The organism is Leptospira sanjuanensis (assembly GCF_022267375.1).
Taxonomy (GTDB): Bacteria; Spirochaetota; Leptospiria; order Leptospirales; family Leptospiraceae; genus Leptospira; species Leptospira sanjuanensis.
Genome location: NZ_JAIZBH010000001.1, coordinates 3,502,632 through 3,520,725, shown reverse-complemented (window position 1 = coordinate 3,520,725; position 18,094 = coordinate 3,502,632). Strand labels below are relative to the sequence as shown.

18 protein-coding genes are annotated in these 18,094 nt (G+C 47.0%); 7 read left to right on the top strand and 11 right to left on the bottom strand.

The genetic code is table 11. The features are described from left to right. Positions 1-56: 56 nt before the first annotated feature. From LFX17_RS15940 to LFX17_RS15915, 6 genes are all read right to left on the bottom strand, one after another. Entirely contained in the window at positions 57-647 is a 591-nt protein-coding gene (locus LFX17_RS15940; RefSeq protein ID WP_238747305.1) for a class I SAM-dependent methyltransferase, read from the bottom strand. Between the two features lie 156 nt (positions 648-803). Next, a complete protein-coding gene (locus LFX17_RS15935; RefSeq protein ID WP_238731092.1) occupies positions 804-1,184 on the bottom strand; it encodes a PilZ domain-containing protein in 381 nt (126 codons plus the stop codon). Between the two features lie 8 nt (positions 1,185-1,192). Then, positions 1,193-1,939: an NRDE family protein gene (locus tag LFX17_RS15930; RefSeq protein WP_238731091.1), complete on the bottom strand. Its 747-nt coding sequence runs from the start codon at positions 1,937-1,939 to the stop codon at positions 1,193-1,195. A gap of 6 nt (positions 1,940-1,945) precedes the next feature. Continuing rightward, positions 1,946-3,724 (bottom strand): OmpA family protein, encoded by a 1,779-nt coding sequence (locus tag LFX17_RS15925; RefSeq protein ID WP_238747304.1) that lies wholly within the window; start codon positions 3,722-3,724, stop codon positions 1,946-1,948. A 64-nt stretch (positions 3,725-3,788) separates the two neighbouring features. Next, complete coding sequence (locus tag LFX17_RS15920; protein ID WP_238731088.1) at positions 3,789-4,337, bottom strand: NUDIX hydrolase; 549 nt, start codon at positions 4,335-4,337, stop codon at positions 3,789-3,791. After that, positions 4,334-6,283 (bottom strand): carbon starvation CstA family protein, encoded by a 1,950-nt coding sequence (locus tag LFX17_RS15915; protein WP_238747303.1) that lies wholly within the window; start codon positions 6,281-6,283, stop codon positions 4,334-4,336. The genes LFX17_RS15920 and LFX17_RS15915 overlap by 4 nt, the downstream gene beginning before the upstream one ends. Before the next feature lie 145 nt (positions 6,284-6,428). Between LFX17_RS15915 and LFX17_RS15910 the strand changes: the two genes are divergently transcribed. The 7 genes from LFX17_RS15910 (at position 6,429) to rlmD (ending at position 11,853) form a co-directional block, all read left to right on the top strand. After that, positions 6,429-7,304: a J domain-containing protein gene (locus tag LFX17_RS15910; RefSeq protein ID WP_319937425.1), complete on the top strand. Its 876-nt coding sequence runs from the start codon at positions 6,429-6,431 to the stop codon at positions 7,302-7,304. Positions 7,305-7,306: 2 nt separating this feature from the next. Next, entirely contained in the window at positions 7,307-7,948 is a 642-nt protein-coding gene (locus LFX17_RS15905; protein ID WP_238747302.1) for a CBS domain-containing protein, read from the top strand. A 51-nt stretch (positions 7,949-7,999) separates the two neighbouring features. Further along, positions 8,000-8,620: a GNAT family N-acetyltransferase gene (locus LFX17_RS15900; protein WP_238731085.1), complete on the top strand. Its 621-nt coding sequence runs from the start codon at positions 8,000-8,002 to the stop codon at positions 8,618-8,620. 2 nt (positions 8,621-8,622) lie between these two features. Then, a complete protein-coding gene (locus LFX17_RS15895) occupies positions 8,623-9,105 on the top strand; it encodes an acyl-CoA thioesterase (RefSeq protein WP_238731084.1) in 483 nt (160 codons plus the stop codon). After that, positions 9,102-9,938: a helix-turn-helix domain-containing protein gene (locus tag LFX17_RS15890; protein WP_238747301.1), complete on the top strand. Its 837-nt coding sequence runs from the start codon at positions 9,102-9,104 to the stop codon at positions 9,936-9,938. Before LFX17_RS15895 ends, LFX17_RS15890 begins: the two co-directional genes overlap by 4 nt. 105 nt (positions 9,939-10,043) lie before the next feature. Continuing rightward, positions 10,044-10,634 (top strand): ankyrin repeat domain-containing protein, encoded by a 591-nt coding sequence (locus tag LFX17_RS15885; protein WP_238747819.1) that lies wholly within the window; start codon positions 10,044-10,046, stop codon positions 10,632-10,634. Positions 10,635-10,671: 37 nt separating this feature from the next. Next, positions 10,672-11,853, top strand: a complete 1,182-nt coding sequence (rlmD, locus tag LFX17_RS15880) for a 23S rRNA (uracil(1939)-C(5))-methyltransferase RlmD (protein ID WP_238731082.1) — start codon at positions 10,672-10,674, stop codon at positions 11,851-11,853. On the opposite strand, the gene LFX17_RS15875 is transcribed toward rlmD, so the two are convergent. The 5 genes from LFX17_RS15875 to LFX17_RS15855 all read right to left on the bottom strand — a co-directional run bounded on the left by LFX17_RS15875 (position 11,854) and on the right by LFX17_RS15855 (position 17,931). After that, a complete protein-coding gene (locus LFX17_RS15875) occupies positions 11,854-12,246 on the bottom strand; it encodes a TIGR04452 family lipoprotein (RefSeq protein WP_238731081.1) in 393 nt (130 codons plus the stop codon). A 65-nt stretch (positions 12,247-12,311) separates the two neighbouring features. Continuing rightward, positions 12,312-14,630: an ATP-binding protein gene (locus tag LFX17_RS15870; protein ID WP_238747300.1), complete on the bottom strand. Its 2,319-nt coding sequence runs from the start codon at positions 14,628-14,630 to the stop codon at positions 12,312-12,314. Between the two features lies 1 nt (position 14,631). Then, positions 14,632-15,717, bottom strand: a complete 1,086-nt coding sequence (locus LFX17_RS15865) for a metallophosphoesterase family protein (RefSeq protein ID WP_238747299.1) — start codon at positions 15,715-15,717, stop codon at positions 14,632-14,634. A 58-nt stretch (positions 15,718-15,775) separates the two neighbouring features. After that, positions 15,776-16,471: a hypothetical protein gene (locus tag LFX17_RS15860; RefSeq protein WP_238731078.1), complete on the bottom strand. Its 696-nt coding sequence runs from the start codon at positions 16,469-16,471 to the stop codon at positions 15,776-15,778. A 71-nt stretch (positions 16,472-16,542) separates the two neighbouring features. After that, positions 16,543-17,931 carry an SBBP repeat beta-propeller lipoprotein, LipL53 family gene (locus tag LFX17_RS15855; RefSeq protein WP_238731077.1) on the bottom strand — a complete coding sequence of 463 codons (1,389 nt, stop codon included), beginning with the start codon at positions 17,929-17,931 and terminating at the stop codon, positions 16,543-16,545. Positions 17,932-18,094 lie beyond the last annotated feature (163 nt).

Genomic DNA, 18,094 nt, shown 5'->3' with positions numbered 1-18,094 from the left:
GTATCGTTTTTGATAAGAACGATTCGTTCCCTCGTTTGCGAATAGAAACCGGTCTCTCATTCACCTAACTCGTAGATCGCTTGGTAAAACGGAAGCGTATGCCGAAAACGGCTCTCTTGGATCGGGCGAAATCCCTCCGCTTTCAAGACGGCCGCCGGGTTTCGGTTGATGTTGCAGCCTTGCGCGAATTTTTTCCAAAACGGATTTAGGATGTTCTGGAGAATTCTCCCTGCTTTCGATCGGGCTTGCACGTGTTCCAAGAGAAGAATCTTTCCGCCTTTTTTCAAACGGGAACGTGCAAAACGAATCGCGTATTCCAAATCCGGAACCGTACACAAAACCAACGTAAACACGATCGTGTCCATGCTGTTCGGCGGAACGAGCGCCTCCGTATCGGGGTTTCCCAAACCTCCGATCTCCATTCGAATTTTAGAATGTATTGAAGAATGGTGAAGCAAGTTCGCCATTCTTTCCTTCGCTTTTTCCATCATTGCGCCGGACGGTTCGATTGCGGTCACTTCAGCGCCGCTTCCGTACAGCGGAAAATTGATTCCGGTTCCGCTCCCGATTTCCAGAATTTTTCCGCGCAAAGGAGCGATCAGTTCTTTTCTTTTGAGATATAAGACCTTTGTTTCGATTCTGTTCATGAACCGATCGTAAAAGCGCGCGAACAGTCTCGCATACAGACTTTCGTATGCGATTGAATTCGAAGAGGAGCACATGGACTAAGATCTTTACCGCTTTTAAACGGCGATCAATCGAAAAACGGAAACGGGATTGGATTTTGTTAAACGAAGTAACGCTTAATTCAGTTTTTTTTCTTTTTCGAAAAACTTCTTATGGATGAGTTCCTGAATTTCGTTTTTGTGTTCGTCCGCGATGTTGACGAAGATGCTGTTGGCCTTTTTACCGGAAGAACGGATGATTTCGGCTTCGAGGGTCAATTCTTTGCCGTTGATTCTTGCGTGAAGATGAATGCGATCGCCCTCGAACATCGTCATCCTGGAATCCAGAGCGACTCCACCCGTTCCGATATCGAGAATGGTGACCGGATGTCTTTCCTGTTTTCCTTTGATCGACATCTCCGCATCCAACGTGATCTTTACGCGCGCGTTTTTTCTTTTTTGAAGAGACGGATCTCTATACTCGAAAGAGTCGTTGAATAAGGACTTCGTGTCGGCCATAAGTTATACTATTCGAATACCGAAAAATCCGTCAAAGTCAAATTGAAAACCTTCGGTTCCGGCGATTCGCAAGGTTGGCCTTCCTGGTAGGCGAGCGTCAACCTATTCTCCGTAAATACGATTTCCGTTTTGGACACGCTATGTGCGTCCCTTCTGTGCATGCAGGGTGAAAGCGCTCCTTTTTCAGGCAGATGAGAAGTCAGAAAATTTTTCGATAAGGCAAGGAATTCCTCCGCGTTGGGAAGAATTTTCGGCAGGTAGTTTTCCCGAAAGACGGCTTCCCTCGAAACCTGCGCTTTCGGTCCTTGCGTAAACGAACTTCCTAAGATTTGAAATGTGCTCGTATCGGCGCTACGGGAGAATTCGTTTCCGTCCCAGACGAAGATTTCCGTTTTTTCCAAAGTGATTCTTACGAGTTTAAAAGGATAGAAGTTCGAAAGTTCGTCCGCTTTCAACAGCTCCGGTTTGACTTCGCTTAACAAACAGGATCGCACGAGTAAGCCGCGGCTTGTGGGATTTCTCAACAACTTCAGCGTCGCTTCGTAGAAATTCAAAAGACAAAAAATTTCACCCGTAGAACTCGCACCGATCCAAGTTCCGCCGTAATCTCCGTCCAAGGGAGCGATCGCATACGTCGGACCGTTGCCGATTTTGGTAGGGGCCAGAGAAGGTTTTCTTTTTACGGATTCGTCTCTGTTAAATCCTAAACCGAAGATCTTTCGTTCCGGATTTCTGTAAATGATGGCGGTGCACATAACGGATTACGGCGAAAGAAAAAAATCGATTCTTTGATTCTTATCGGCTTCGTATTTTCCGGAACCGGGAATCAGAGGCAACGTTTCCCCGTAACCTCGGAAGCGAATTCTACCGAAAGGAACGGACTTTGAAAAGAAATATTCGAACGCGGTTCTGGCGCGCTCTTCGGACACGACTTGATTGACTTCCTCGTCGCCTTGATGAGAGGAATGGGACTGCAATTCGATTTTATATCCCGGGAATTCGTTTAACACCGAGCGGATTTTTCCGGGTAAACTCCACCATCTCGCTTCCACCTGGGATTCCGGAACGGAGATTCGAAGGGAGCCGTCCTCTTCCACGATTAAGATTCCCGTTTTGAAATCGGCGCCTTTACCGACGGATTCTCTACCGAATATATCCGTATATTTCCATTCAAAATAGAATTCGCTTAACGATCCGACTCGAACTCCCGATTCGTCGAGACCTTCCCAAAGGATTTCCGAACCGGGTTGTCCTTCCCCGTTCCAGGTTTTGATCTTTCGTTTGAGGGACGTGTACGGAGGAATTTCGTATAACGTGAGTTCCCAGGATTGAAGCGGAATTCCGGAGTGCGAAAGAAGAATTTTTTGCAGATCGTTTTTACCGTCGTTGTCAGGGGTGAATTCTTTTAAGGAAACCGACACGTCCAAGTCGAAGGACTCTTTTAAAACTTCGAACGAGGAAGGAACGGATTGGTGGCGTTCGTATCGACTATGCACCGTTAGACGATAAAAATAAATTCCCTCGCCGACGAGATCGCCCGCTTGGTTTCTCAAATCCCATTTCCATTCCGCGTTCGGTTCGCCCGTATCGCGGAAACGATAAACGCTTTTTTCCTCGTTGCCTTTCTTTTGAAAGATTTCGACTTCGTAAGAATCCGATTTGATCTTGGGGGAAATATAAAAGGAAAAGCGTGCGGAGTTTTTGGAACTTCCCGGAAGATACGAATAGAGTTTGGAATCGGAAAACAAATCCACTCCGATCGATTCGGTGCGGATCGTTAAATCGGAAAGAATCGAGATCGATTCGTTTCTCGCTCTGTCCGTTCCCACCAATCGATATTTATAAATCCCGCCTGACAGTTGTTTGTTGGTGTAGTCGGTTCCGTCCCAGCTTAGAATATATGGGACGTCCTTTTGTTTCCAAGTGTAGGACTTTACGATCCTTCCTTCGGAATCCAGAAATTCTCCGGTAAAAAAATCGGAGGATTCTCCCGAAACTTTTTGTGAGATTTGGATGCGGGAGGAATTTCGATCTCCTCCTAAAAACAATACACGGGTTTTGGAGCCGATTTCCGAACTCGGCGGTCTTGAATCCAACACGACCGTTTTTTCTTCGGACAATAGATTCTCCTTATTCTCCGTAACGAATCTCAATCGATATTTGTATTCCCCGTCGGGAAGAAGAAATCCTTTCGAGTCGTCGCCCGACCAATAGATCGATTCCGGAATTCCGATTTCCGGAGGGGATAATTTCGAGTCGTCCTGTAAAAACGGTAAAAGGGAGAATCCTTTCTTTCTTCTATGATCCGCTTTGAAGGTTTTTACGACTTCGTCCGCCGAGTTCTTAACTACGAGTTCCCAATCGGCGAGACGGGGAAGAGCTGACTTGGAAATCTTAAATTCGAGAACGTCGTTCCTTCCGTCCCAGTTCGGAGAAAATGAATCCGAGTTCGTTTTAATAAAGGAATCCGCGCGCAGTTGAAACGATACAAGGATAAAAGAGAGGACCGCAGTCTTTGTTAAACGAATTCCGTTTCGCATGCAGTACACTCTAATTTAGTACGTTTTTTTTCCCATATTTTTTTAAGAACGGGTTCTACGTTCTTCAGGATTCTTTCGGCGGGGTTTTACGATCCCTGATGTTTCCAAGATGCAGGGAATTTTTAACGGGAGCATCCACGTATTTTTTCAAGGCGAAATAAACCGAAGTAAAGGCGAGCTCATCCCAGGGAATTTCCTCCTCTGAAAAAAGTTGCACCTCTTCGGATTCGGAGCTTACGGAGAATTTTCCGTCCACCAAGTCCGCTAAAAAGAACATATAAATCTGACTGATATGAGGGATGCTGTAGACGCTCTGCAATCCGATGATGGAAATGTCGGCGTTCGCTTCTTCCTTGGTTTCGCGAATCGCGCCTTCCTCGACCGTTTCTCTGTTTTCGAGAAAGCCCGCGGGCAAAGTCCAAAATCCCTTTCTGGGTTCGATCGCGCGTTTACAAAGTAGAATCCGATTCTCCCAAATCGGAATACTTCCCACGACCACTTTCGGATTGGAATAGTGGATCGTTCCGCAGTTGTCGCATACGTGCCTGGACCGGTTGTCTCCTTCCGGGATTTTGTAAACGACGGGCGATCCGCAAGAGCTACAGAATTTCATACTTTTCTAATGCGGTTCCAGGTTAGAACGGCTTCGACCAACAGCCAAAGCGTGAGGACGATCAACGTTCCGCCGACTCCCGCCAATAGTATATTCGGAGAAGGGCCGGTTAAAAAGTCGAAAAAGTTTCGGATCATCGCCCAGAGAGTCACGGATAACACGAACAACATAGGGATAAAGGAGACTTTGATTCGTTTCTTGGACTTGAGTAGAAAAATGGTCACCACCAATAAAGCAAGTCCCGCAAGAAGCTGGTTCGTCGTTCCGAAAAGTTTCCAAAGTGCAAGCCCCGCCGGTTTCTTCTTTCCGTCCTGCTCGATTTCCATAAACGCGAAAAATCCGATCGCGGCGCACGCGATCAAACTTGAAACGTATCGATTGCCGACGAGAGTTCGAATCCAAGAGATGCGCGTCGATTCGGCGATCTCTTCGATGTTGTAACGAAGAAGTCTCGTCGCGGAATCGAGAGAAGTCAACGCAAAGCTGATGACGATAAGCGCGATGAACCCTTGTCCGAAAGATTCGGGAATTCCGAGCTGCGATAAAAATCTTCCGGTCCCGTAGATATACGCCCCGACCTGAGGCGCTAAACCTTGAATGCCGGACCAGGAACGATAAAAGCCGGACCATTCTTCCGAAGAAGTGAAACCGATCGTGCAGGCGATGACCGCGGACAAACCTAACAACGATTCGCCGATCATTCCCCCGTAACCGATCGGTCTTGCGTCTATCTCCCGATCCAATTGTTTTGCCGTGGTTCCCGAGCTGACCAAAGCATGAAATCCTGAAACGGCTCCGCACGCGATCGTGATGAATACGAACGGAATCAGATCGAGTCCGATGGATTCGGTTCGGATCGCTTCGGCGTTGAACGATGGAAATTGCTGAAGCATTCCCCCCATAAAAAATCCCACGTAGATCAGAATGATTCCCAAATACAATAAGAACGAATTGATATAATCTCGGCTTTGCAACAACAACCAGATCGGAGTCACCGAAGCCAGAAACGCGTAGAACAGCAAAACGTATTTCCATGTTCCGGTAGAAGGAGAAGTTTCCACGCGGTTGAGTCCGGTCCAGGAAAGAATTCCGTCGTGCATTCCCAAGATCATGAAGAATAAGGTCGCGAGAACGCTGAAGATCGTAAGAGGCGTGAGATCCATTCCTTTTTTGTAATGTAGATAACCCATGATGATTGCGAGAATCATGATGGCCGTGGAAGGGATCACCGCTTCCGGGAAATGGCTTCTCAATTTGATGGAAGGTTTTTCTTCCGTTCTAATTTCGCCCGGATGATCGTGAACTTCTTTGGATGTTTTAGAATTCGAAACGGCGGTCGAAGTTGCGGAAGAAGTCGCGGTCGCACTTGTCGTTTCGGATTTTTTCGTCGCTTCCGTAGACGAAGAAATTTTCTTTTCTTCCGCCGATGCGTTTGTTGCGATCGTGTTCGGAGTTAGATGCGCTTTCGGGTCCGCGGAAAACATCTCCGCAAGGACAAGAACGAAAACTCCCATCGCTAACGCGACTAAAAAGAAGATGATCGCGTGAAATAAACTTCTCGCGCGATGACCTAACAAATCCTCCGCGACTTGACCGATGCTCTTGCCTTGATTGCGGACCGAAACCACGAGAGCGCCGAAGTCGTGAACGCAACCCACGAAGATGCTTCCGAATACGACCCAGATCATCGCGGGCAGCCATCCCCAGATGACCGCTACGGCGGGTCCGAGTACGGGAGCGAGGCCGGCAATGGACGCATAATGATGACCGAACAATACGATTGGTTTTGTGGGAAGGTAATCCACTCCGTCGTTCAGCTTGTGGGAAGGAGTGCTTTCGTGATCGCTCTTTAAATCGAAGATCGATTTCGAAATATAGCCCGAGTAAAATTTATATCCGAGAAAATAAACCAGAAAACAAGCAAGGACGGCGATTAAAGGAAGCATAATAAGGATGGATGAGTTTAAGAAACGATCCGAGCAAACCTTTTTTCGAGGTTCGGGAAGATTTCCGTTTCGATTCTATAAGTCTAATTGGAAAAAGAATTGATGAACGGATTTGCAAGGGTGGAAAATCTGGAAGTAGAAGAGTATGCAGACTCGAAGTTTTGATCAGATCCGATCCTCGTTAGAGGATATTATTTTCGAGATTCAATCGGGATGTACGAATTGCGAATGGTATATTCCCGTGGAAAAGATCATAACCGCTTTGAACATCCGCAAAGAAGACTATTACAGAATTTTCTACGATCTCCGTAACGACGTTCATTTTTCGTCGCGGGCCGCGGCGGGATTCAACGAAACGCACGCGGATTCCCTCATTCAGCTTTTATCCAAGATTCTCAAGATAGAAGGAATCGGAGAGGAATTTGCAAAAAACGGAATATACTTCGACGATAATTATCTCGCCGAACTTCAGATCAATCTGAAGGAAACGATTCAATCGCGTTTGGAAAGACACGAACTCGATCGGGAGCTTCTTCTTCTTTTGTCGTCCGCGACGCTGGACTTCGACGACGCGTTCGATTCGTACTTCGACGATAAGTTCAATTTCGAGCGGATCGTGGAAAACGGAATTTCCGATTTTATCGAACTGAAATCGATCCAAAACGATTACGGTGCGGACGTCTTTTTAAAGAATCATATCTTTTCGATTTTGAATACGAAGGTCTTTCATCTCCGCGAGATCACGAGAGAATATCGGGACCGCGCCTATTACGATCTGTTCGGAACCTTCCGTAAAAAACCGAAAAAGAAAAAACCTGTTTCTGTTTTTCAGGAAATGGACCCGGAAACGCAGAGACATTTGGACGTTCTCGGATTCGACGGTCCTTGTACATTAGAAGAACTTAAAAAACGATTCAAAGAATTGATCAAGAAATATCACCCCGACGTGAACAAGGACGGGTTGGAAATGACGCAAAGGATCATCGCTTCGTACAATTATCTGATCCTAAGGATGGGTTAGTTTTGTTTTTCTGGGTGACAAGAGGAGTTTCGGAAAACTATGTTCCACCGGTTCGACCGGAGATCGTTCATCCTCTTCATTCGATCGCGCCTTCTCCCGCCGTTTCGAAAATCAAGGCCGAATCGGAAACGGAAGTTCCGCCTCGATCCTCTAACGTGGGGGAAGGGATCAGCTCCGAATACAAGGCCGTTTCTTCTTTGGGAAAAGTCCGCTCCAACAAAGGAGAATCCCTTTCTTCGCTTACCGCGCGGGATTTGATGAGTTCTCCCGTGGTATTTTTTCTCGAACAAGATCCGATCGCAAGAGCGGAGGAAATCTTTATCGAAAAACGGTTTCGTCATGTTCCCGTTCTCGACGATTCCAACACGTTATGCGGCATTCTTTCCGATCGCGATTGGATGCGTTGGAAACTCGGTCATTCCGATGAATCGGAACTCGGTAAAACGATCGGGCAAATGATGAAGACCCGGGTTTTATCGGTTCAGATTCACGCCGGTATCGGGGAAATTTCAAAAGTTCTTTTCGAAGAAAGAATCGGATGTCTTCCCGTAGTCAACGAATCGATTCACGTCATCGGAATGATTACGCGTAGCGACGTTCTGAGAGCGATCTTACGAGTAAACGAAAGGGAATTTCTCGCTTGAGCCGAAGCGCGCCTGAATTAGCCTTGTGCGAAAAAAAGAAAGAGTAACCGATTGAAACCTTCCCTTCAAATCCGTCCCTCCGAACCCCAAGACGTGGACGTCGTTGTTCCTTTGATTTATTCCTCCGGACCCGCAGCTTGGGATTTCGTATTCACGCAAAACGAGAAGACTCCTTTCGACTTTTTACGTTCTTCGTTTATCAAACGCGGCAATACGATCTCTTATACGAATCACTTCGTTGCCGAGCATCAGGGAGAAATCGTCGGCGCGATTCTCAGTTATCGTCAACCTTCCTTTTTACTGCTCAACGGAGGCACCGCGCTTCGTATTATTTCCGTATACGGTTTTGCCGCACCGAAGGTCATGGGCCGCGGCTTGACGACCGAAGGAATGATCAAACCTCCCAAACCGGGAAGATTGTATCTCGGGCATATCGCCGTTTCCGAAAAGCACAGAGGAAAGGGAATCGGCAAAGAACTGATTCGGTTTATGGCGAATCGGTTTCCGAATTTCAAAACGCTTTCTTTGGACGTTTCTCAAAAGAACGAAGCCGCCATCGCGCTTTACAAAGGGCTCGGGTTTCGGACGATCGAGGCGAGGGCGTTTTCCGGACCTCCCGGAAAAATTCCCGATCATTACTATATGGAAGTGGAAGCCTCTTCTTTACGCTGACGATGTTGGAAAAAACTCCCTCACAAAGCGCGGCGGAAACCAGGCATATCGTAATGCCGGATCACGCCAATCATTACGGAACCTTGTTCGGCGGAACTCTCATGAGTTGGATCGATATGATTGCGGTGATGGTCGCACAAAGACATTGCGGAAAGGAAGCGGTGACCGCGAGTGTGGATCGATTGAATTTTATCGCGCCGATTTCGGTCGGAGATCATGTCTTACTAAAAGCGAGCGTGAATTACACCGGGAAAACTTCCTTGGAAGTCGGCGTTCAGGTTTCGAAAGAGAATCCGTACGAAGGCACGACGATGAGGGCCACGACAGCCTATTTAACCTTTGTCGCGTTAAACGAAAATAAGGTTCCGTCTCCGGTTCCGCAGATCAAACCTGAAACGGAAGCCGAACTGCGGCGATATAAAAACGCCCTTCTTCGTCAGGAATCCAACCGCGAACTTTTACGAAAGATCAGGGAATCGAAATGAAAATCCGTTTTGCTAAACCGAACTCTGTGCTCGCGGGACTTGTTTCCTGTTACTGGGGTTGGGAATCCGATACGACGCCGCCGGGCGAAACGGAATTTCCGACGATCTTTGCGTCGGTCGAAAACGAACTTCATATATCGTACGGAGATCCGATTCGATTCAGTTCCTGGAAAAACGGAAAGGAAGAATGGATTTTATCACACGGACATATCGTAGGGAATCATCTTTCCAATTTTAAGATCGCTCCGACGGGAAGGGTAGGATTTTTTAATGTTCGATTGTTTCCGGGAGCGTTTTCCTCCTTGTTTCGGATTCCCGCAAAGGAAGCGGACAGTCACCTTTCCGATTTGGAGATTCCGGGGACTTCCGAATATTCCGATTTTATAAAACGAATTCGAGCCGCACGAACCTTCGAGGACCGAGTTCGTATATCCGACCGTTATTTTAGTAAATTATTAAATACTCATGGTTCTCCGGACGCTTTGGTCGATGAGGCCGTTCTCCGGATTTTCCATACTAAAGGAAGAATCAAAATTTCCGAACTTTCCAAACATTTAGGCGCGGTCAGAAAAACCTTGGAACGAAAATTCCAGGAAAGAATCGGTTACAATCCGAAGGAATTTGCGAGAGTCGTCCGTTTCCAAAACGCCGCTTGGATGCGATCGGAAGACCGAACTTTGAGCGATCTTGCGTTGGACGCCGGATATTACGACCAAGCCCATTTTACGAAGGAATTCGTCGCGTTTTCCGGTTATTCTCCGTTGATTTGGTACGGATTGAAAAACCGGGCTTTGTCCCTTTTTTACAATACAAGACCCCATCTTTTCCGGTAGAATGGATTCGTCCGTTTTTTAAAACGACATCGATATCCAAGCCGAGGCGCCGGTAAAGGCACGCGCTCAGAAGGAAGGAAAGATATGAATTCTAAGACAAAAGGAATGGCGGAACACGATCGTTCGGCGGCAGGTTCCGGTTTTACCAAGGGGCAACCTGCTTCTTTTTGGAAACGACTCGTATTTTTCGGAGCGATCAAAAGCGGAAACGTCTCTAAAGTTCAAAATGTCTTGGAGAAAGGGTTTGATCCGAATGCGAATCTGTATCACGGCGTAACACCCTTATCGCTCGCTATCAAATACGAACGTTTTGAAATCGTTCGAACTCTTTTACGATTTTCCGCCGATCCCGATCTCGCCGACGAGAACACGGGCTTGACGCCGCTTTTACATTGTATCATTGAAGATTCTCCCTTGGAAATGATGAGCGTTTTGATTCGAGGAAACGCGGACCTGAATCGAAAGGACGGAAACGGAATGAGCCCGTTGCATCACTGCGTAAACGAGGGAAAGTTGGAGCCGTTTCGTTTGCTTTTGGAAAGCGGAGCCGATCCGAACGTGCAGGATTTCGACGGAGTCACTTGTATGAATCTCGCGAAATCGTCCCACGGTATGTCCGAGTTTGCCGAACTCCTTTTAAAACACGGAGCCGATCCGATGATCAAGGACAAACACGGAAAAATCTATCTGATGTGATTGACACTCCGCGAAGGCGCGAAAGCGTGAAAGGAGAATGAAACCCCCCGCGAGTCAATCCTGTCAACACTACCCCGAATGCGCCGGCTGCGACCGATTGCATATCGGTTATGAAAAACAACTTCAACACAAACAGGAAGAGATCGAAAAACAGTTCGGCGGTTTCAAAGGACTCGATATACGAACGATCGTAAAAAGTCCAAAGGACCAGATGTATCGTCATAAGGTTCAGTTGCCTTTCGGTCATCGCAAGATCGGAAAAAAATCCGTTCTAACGCTCGGTCTTCACAACAAAGAAAACACCTTTATCATCGATCAAAAGGAATGTAGAATTCAGGACGCGGATTTGACGATCGTAGCGGCGGCGATTCGTCACTGGGCCAGAACGGAAAACATCAGTCCATACAACGAAAAAAACGGAAGCGGTCTATTAAGACATATCGTACTTCGAAAGGCGCAAGCGACCCAGGAAATTCTCGTGGGAATCGTCACGAACGCCGCGGAAATTCCCGGAAGAAAAAATCTGACCAACAGTCTGCATTCGTATATCAAACAATTCTTATCTAAGGAGAAATCGAAAGCGGAAGTTGTGGGAATTCTCCAGAACGTAAACCTGCGGAACACAAAAGTTGTGTTAGGCGACAAGGAAACGACCTGGTTCGGAAGACATTTCGTGAAGGAGAAAATCGGGAATCTTGATTTTCAGATCGGTCTTTCCACCTTCTTTCAAGTGAATCCGTTTCAGATTACGAATCTGTATGATCTTGTCGTGGAGGATCTTCCCGAGGATTCAGTCGTCGTGGACGCGTACTGCGGAATCGGAACGATTTCCCTGTATGTCGCTTCCAAATCAAAACGGGTGATCGGTCTTGAGGAAAATCCGAATTCGATTCGTTCCGCGATCGGCGCGGCCAAAGCGAACGGAATCGAAAATGCGACCTTTGTCAAAGGAAAGGTTTTGCAGTCTCTTCAGAATACGATCGGCGAAAAGCCGGACGTGGTGATCGTGGATCCTCCGAGAGAAGGGTTGGATCCCGAGACGAAAAAGATATTATTGAATTCTAAAGTGAATCGTGTGCTGTATGTTTCTTGCAATCCCGAAACGCTTCGAAGAGACGCGCTCGAACTGACAAAGTCGTTTCGATACGAGAAACTGACGCCCGTGGATTTATTTCCTCACACGAGCCATCTCGAAAGCGTTTCCGTTTTTACGCGTTGATCAGATTTCCGGAAACGGAGAATCGAGGAAAACCTTATCCGCTTCCAAAGAACATTTGGATTGAAGCACGATCGTAAGCGCCGAACCGATCAGATACCCGCTGAGTCCTTTGATTTCCGCAACACAATCGTCCACTTCGGATTTCACATAGGTTCCGTCCGATTTGATTCCCGCGAGTTGATCCGCCAAAAGACTCAGGATCGAAACGCTCGCGCGTCCGTTTAAAATCGTCGAGTTGATCAGGTCGGTTACGATCGCCGCGTCGCGGATATTGTTGGCCGCCTCGGAACCTTTGATTCTTCCCGGAGTCACTCCGAGCGTGTCAAAGAGTAAACAGTTATAAACTTGTAAGAGAAGAAGCGCCAGAAGACTTCGATGAATGAGCGTTTTCAAAATAGACCTCGATTATATTTTTTTATAAAATCCTAAAAGGAAGAATTCGCAAGTCAATTCGAAAATCATGATAAAGCAATCTTCTTCGATTTCGGAAACGACTTTGCGATGATATCCGCCAACTCCGTTTGTTTTGTGAAGAAGCAGATCTGATAGTCGGTCTCTTTTTGAAATTGTTTCAGATATTCCAGTGCGGATTCGATTCTTCCCGGATCGAGATGAACGAAGGGTTCGTCGAGTAATAAGATTCCGTTTTTTGGAACCGTCTTGCGCGCTAAGAATAATTTAAAAATCAGATAGAACGTAGCGACCGTTCCACCCGAAAGATGGTCGATGGATCGCAGATTGCCCGCTTGATCTTTCATCTTGATCGATTCTTTTTTGTCGATCGCTTCGAAAGAAATCTCGCGTTTGGGAAGCATTCGATTGATTTCCTTTCCGATTTCGGAGGATACGAACGCGAATTGCATCGATTGATCCTTGGAAATTTCTTCCACGATGTCCTGTGCGATCTTGGCGGATCTACGTTTGGATTCCATTCGGAAAAATTCGATTTCTTTTTCTGCGATCGATTGGATCGTTTCGATCAGAGCCTTTTCTTTTTCCGGTAAAGAATCCTGAATGAGCGCGTCCTCCACTTGGATGGCAGTATTCAATTTTTGTAATTCCGAGTTTAAGCCCTGCAGTTCTTTTTCGAGTTCCTTTTTTTTCGTTTCGCGAAGATGTCGTTCCGGGTCGTTTGGAAGCTGAGTTGGAATTTCCTCCATCGCGGAAATAGCCGTTTTACAGCGGATTTCGAGATCCTCCAATGTTGAAGCTCCGTGATCGGTGAGAATCTTTTTGAGACCCTCGGAAAAACTTTTGGTCTGCGCCTGAAATTCGGCGATGCGTTTGTGGTATTCCTGAATCGTGGAAGCCCTTCGATCGTTCAGCCAAGAATTCCGTTTGGAGGTGAGGTTTTGGATCTTTTCGGTTTCCAGACGAATCGTGTCGCGTATCTTATCGCTTTCTCCGCTGAACGTCCGGATTTCCTTTTCCAAAGATTCGATCCGATCGTTTTTTACTTCGTTGTTTTGGATTTGTTTTGCGAAGAATTGCCTGAGGTTTTCGATTTTTTCTATCAAAGGAATTGAATATTCCGGAAATGTTAAGTTCCATTGACCGGAAACTTTTAATACGAAATCCTTTTCCTTTTCGGAATTGTATCGGACGGATACGATTTCCTTTTTTCGGGTGAGAAAGTAGATTCCGAGCGCTCCAAGACCTGTTGCAATCAAGGAAGCGGAAAGAATTTCGAAGCCCCCCGGGTTTGCGAAAACGAGAGAACCGATGACTCCTAACCAGCCGAAACAACCGAGTCCCGTCAAAATCATTCCTAAAAGTCTATGAGTGGGATTCGATTCGGTGGTGCGAACCTCTTCGGTAAATCCTTCTTCGCGGAGAACTTTGTCGATTTTTTCGTTCCATTCCTCAGCTTTCTGTTTCATCTTTTGAGAAACGTCGAGTTGGTTTCGAAGGGATTCGATTTCCCTCTTTTTGGAATCGATCGCACTTTGTTTGTCTTGGAGCAGAGTTGTCGAAGCGGAAAGGTTTTTTTCCGAAGTCTCGATTTCCTTTTGAAAACTTTCAAAACCGGAGGATTCGTCTTTGGAAAACAAAAGATTTTTATTCAACGTTTCCTGGGCGGTTTTCAATCGAAGAATTTCGGAAAGAGTTTCCAGGAGTCGGATTTTCTTTTGGATCTTCGCGTCTAACCCCGAGTTTTTTTCGATCGTTTCGAGCTGTTTACGGATTTCGAGTTCCTTGGATCGATCCCGGTTGTGTCGTTCCTCTTGCGCGACTTTCGTTTTGTTTCTTGCGTGAAGCGTTTCGATGTTTGTGACGAGTTCGATTTTTCCGCTTTTGAGTTTTGCGATCTCCTCTTTGAGTTTGTCGAACGCGTTGGCGGGCGCGCTTCCCTTTTTGGGCGAATGAATTTTGTTAAGCGAACTCGAAATTCCTTCGAGGTTGACTCCGTTGTTCAGCAGTTTGCTGCGGAGAAAGTCGGGTTTGATGATCTTGTCGTTGTGGAATGCGAATTCCAATTCTCCCTCTCGGAGGGAAACGCAGTGAACGTATTGCGGCGCGGCGTCTTTGGAAAGTTCGGGAACTTCTCCTAAAACCTTGTAACCGTCCAAGCTTTTTTCCCCGTATCGGGAAAGAATGCTCTTTTTCGGTTCCTGGCTCGCGGTAAGAAATTTGCTTCCGATCGCGAGTCGCAACGCGTCGAAGATCGTCGTTTTTCCGGATTCGTTTTTTCCGTGAAAGATCGTGACGGAATCCGAAAGTTCGAATTCTGCCTTTTCGAATTTGCCGAATTTTAGCAGTTGAAGAGCGGATATCATATCAATTCTTCCCCGCGAAGTCTTCGATTTGTTCCAAACCCAAGACTAAGATTTCGTTCCAATCGGGAGGATTGTCTCCGTTCCATTTGGATTTTTGATCCATTAGCTTTTCATAAAATAGTTTAGCGACCGGGTTGTCGATCAAAACGCTCGAAGTTCTTAGGTCGACGGTTTTGACTTCTATTTTTCTGCAGTCCACGGTTTCGGAAAATCGTTTGAGAAGTTCCGTGACGTCGTGTTCGTCTTCCACGATCCCCGAAACTTTGATTCGAACCGAATCCTGTTTGGAGATCGACGCGGGAAGTTTTGAGAGATCGGGAACTTCTCCCGTTAGGGTTGCAGTTACGGAGAATTCTTTGTATTCTCCCGCGGAAGAAAGAATTCTTTTTTTGAGAACAGGAGTTCCGTTTTTTCCGAGCGTTACGATGTTGACCGTACGCGGACCGAATTCTCCGGAGGAAACGACCCGAGGCGAACCCGGATAGGCTTTTATCATCGGACCGGATGTGATTGAACGTTCGGAATGAATGTGACCTAACGCTAGATAGTCGAATTTGGCTTCCTGGAACGGTTTGGAGTCGAGGATCGAATCCGCCTCTTCGGGAGAAGGTCCGAGATATTCCACGAGTTCTGTTTCGGTTCCGTGGAGCATCGCGATCCGATACGCTACCTTCTTTTCCTTAAATTGAATATTCGAATAATCTAAAATTCTATTGAACGGAAATCCGAAAAATTCCGCCTCCACTCCGCCGATTTCCTCGATCCAGAGTTTATAGGATTCTCCCTTTTGCGGATAGGAAAGGGGAGAAAGATCCGCCGCGATCGGATAGGCTCCTTCGGCGAGTCCGAGTTCTTCGTGGTTTCCGGGGATATAAAAAATTTTTCCGTTAAAGTAGGATAGGATCGTTCTGACTTCTTCCTTGAGTGCGGCGATGTCCGAATTTCGGTCGAACAAATCTCCGCAGAAGAGGATATGCGTGCATTCCTCCTCTTTTGCCGCCGCGACGATTTCTTTGAGGACGGAAAGGGAATATTCCTTTTCCTTTTGGCTGAGGTGTACATCCGCTGTGTGTAAAAATCGAATCATGTTCTGGTTCCTGCCGTAAAAGTTTATCCTCGTCCCCGGACAAATTCGGAAGGTTCGTCTATGCCTGATCCAAAAAAGGGATCAGATTTTGTTCCACGTAATGAATGACTTTTTGAATCCGATCGGATGCGTTCCATTTTTCGGAAATCATTCGAGGCGCGCCCCAGAGAAAGATCGCTTCAAGGAACACTTTGCGCGGATCGGGAAAGAAAGATTCGATCTTGATTTCGATTCCGTGGTCCTCGGCGTCCTGCGGATTGAGGGGAGGTAATACGAATCGAAGTCCTCCGCCTAAGATCGGCCGTCCGAGCCTCTGCAGGCTGTCCCTGCTTTGTCTCAGTCTCTTTTCCCAGATTTCACCAAACGCGTGTTCTGTGGATGAATCGATCAATAGCCGGATCGTAAGATCGCTTTTTACGACGTTCTTCCCCTGAATTCCCCAAACCTGATCGAACGCCTCGAGAACCCGTTCGAAATCCTCTTCGATCGATTCCAAGGAACCGTCCGGGTTTTCGGAGATGATGAGCAATTGCGTGATGTTTTGTCCCGCGTTGACGACCTGGATCGTCAGTATGGATTGGGAAAGTTGTCTCGTGAGTACGTTTTGATTCGGTCCGTAATTGGTTCCCGTGATTTCGATCCCAAGCTCTTCGAGTTTGGATTGAAACTGAAAGATTTCGGATTTGGATCGGACCACGATCGGTAGAAATAAATCGCTGAGTCCGACGTGGATGATGTTTCGATTTCGGTTCATGAGGGTCGCTTTTCAGTCCTTTGTCTCAAACCGATCTTTTTTGAACAGAAAAGAAATCGAACGAAAACGACTTAGCGATATTTGACGAGGAACAAATCCTGTGTTCCGTTCAATGCGGCTCCGTTCATCGGCGCGTTCGTATGACCGACCGAATACATCGTTCCTTCCGGATCGATGATGATTCCGAAACCTTGGATCGAACCGCCCGAGACGCCGGTCTGACGGACCCATTGCAATTCTCCGTTTGAGTTGTATTTCGCGAAGAATACGTCGTTCGTTCCGACGCTAGAACCGGTACCGTTGATCAAGTTCGCGTTTGTATATCCGGTTGCAAAGACGTTGCCTGCGAGATCCGTTTTAAGATCGAAGACGGAAGATTGAGACGAGCCGACGTCGGTGCCGAGTTGTCTTCCCCAAAGAAGGGTTCCGTTCGGATGAAATTTTAAGATCGTTCCGAAATAACCGAATCCAGTTGCTCCGTTGCCGAAGTCCGCGTTGCTTTCGGCTCCCACGAAGACGTTTCCCGAAAGATCGGTGACGATGGGACCCGATAAAATTTCCCGACCGCTTTGGGCTTGGTATGCGACGAATTGTCGGTTTCCGCTCGAGTCGTATTTGAAGAGGAACATGTCGTTTCCGCCGATCCCCGGAGCCGTTTCCGTTTGAAAGTTGGCCCCACCCCATCCGGTAAAATATACCGAACCGGAAGCCGCATCGCAAGCAATACCGCCACCGTTCGAATTCGCGCCTGAAACGAAAAATTGTTTTATCCAAACTTGGTTTCCTTGGGAATCGAATTGAGCGACGAAATTGCTTGTGGTAGCGCTGTAAGCTCCTCCGAAGGGACCGTTCGAATCTCCCGAAGCATAAACATTTCCCGCGGTATCCGCGCAGATCCCCAACGGATTTACGAAGTAACTTCCTCCGGTCGGTCCGGCTTGTTTGATCCAGAGAGGGTTTCCGTCTACGGATAATTTTACGATGAATAAATCCTGACCACTGCTCATCGGACCGCCGAAGGCCGCAGTCGTATAACCGAGCACGTACGAATTCCCCGCCGAGTCGGTTGTCATACGGGATAGGGTAAGCGAGGCGCCCGCAGCGCCGAGTTGTTTGCCCCAGATTCGGTTTTTGAAAGTGTCGTATTTCGCGACGATCAAATCTTGAACGCCGATTAAACTGCCGGTGAAAAGGTTCGTGTTCGTTTCTCCCACGACGACCGGCAAGAGAGAAGGATCCAATGCCAAGTGTTTGCCGAGTGTGGTTCCTCCCGACTTTCCTAAGAGCTCGGTCCATTCCAAGGTTCCGGAGTTTTCCCGAAAAATGAGAGGATGGATTCTTCCGAGAATTTGGGCCAGCCAATACTCGGTTGTTCCCGGATCGCCTATGTTCATGTGATTGGCCGGCATACAACCGTGCAATTGAATCCAAAGGATAAGAATCGTAAGACAATATTTCATTTTAGCCGTTTTTCCAAATGGAGAATTCTTTCGTCTCAAGCAGAACATCACCTTTCCCGTTCGCATCGTTTCGGAAAGACTATATTCGAAATTCGTATCACAGTTTGATCCGTTTGGAAAGAAATTTAACGCGAATCAGGGAACAGATGCGATAACCGCTTCA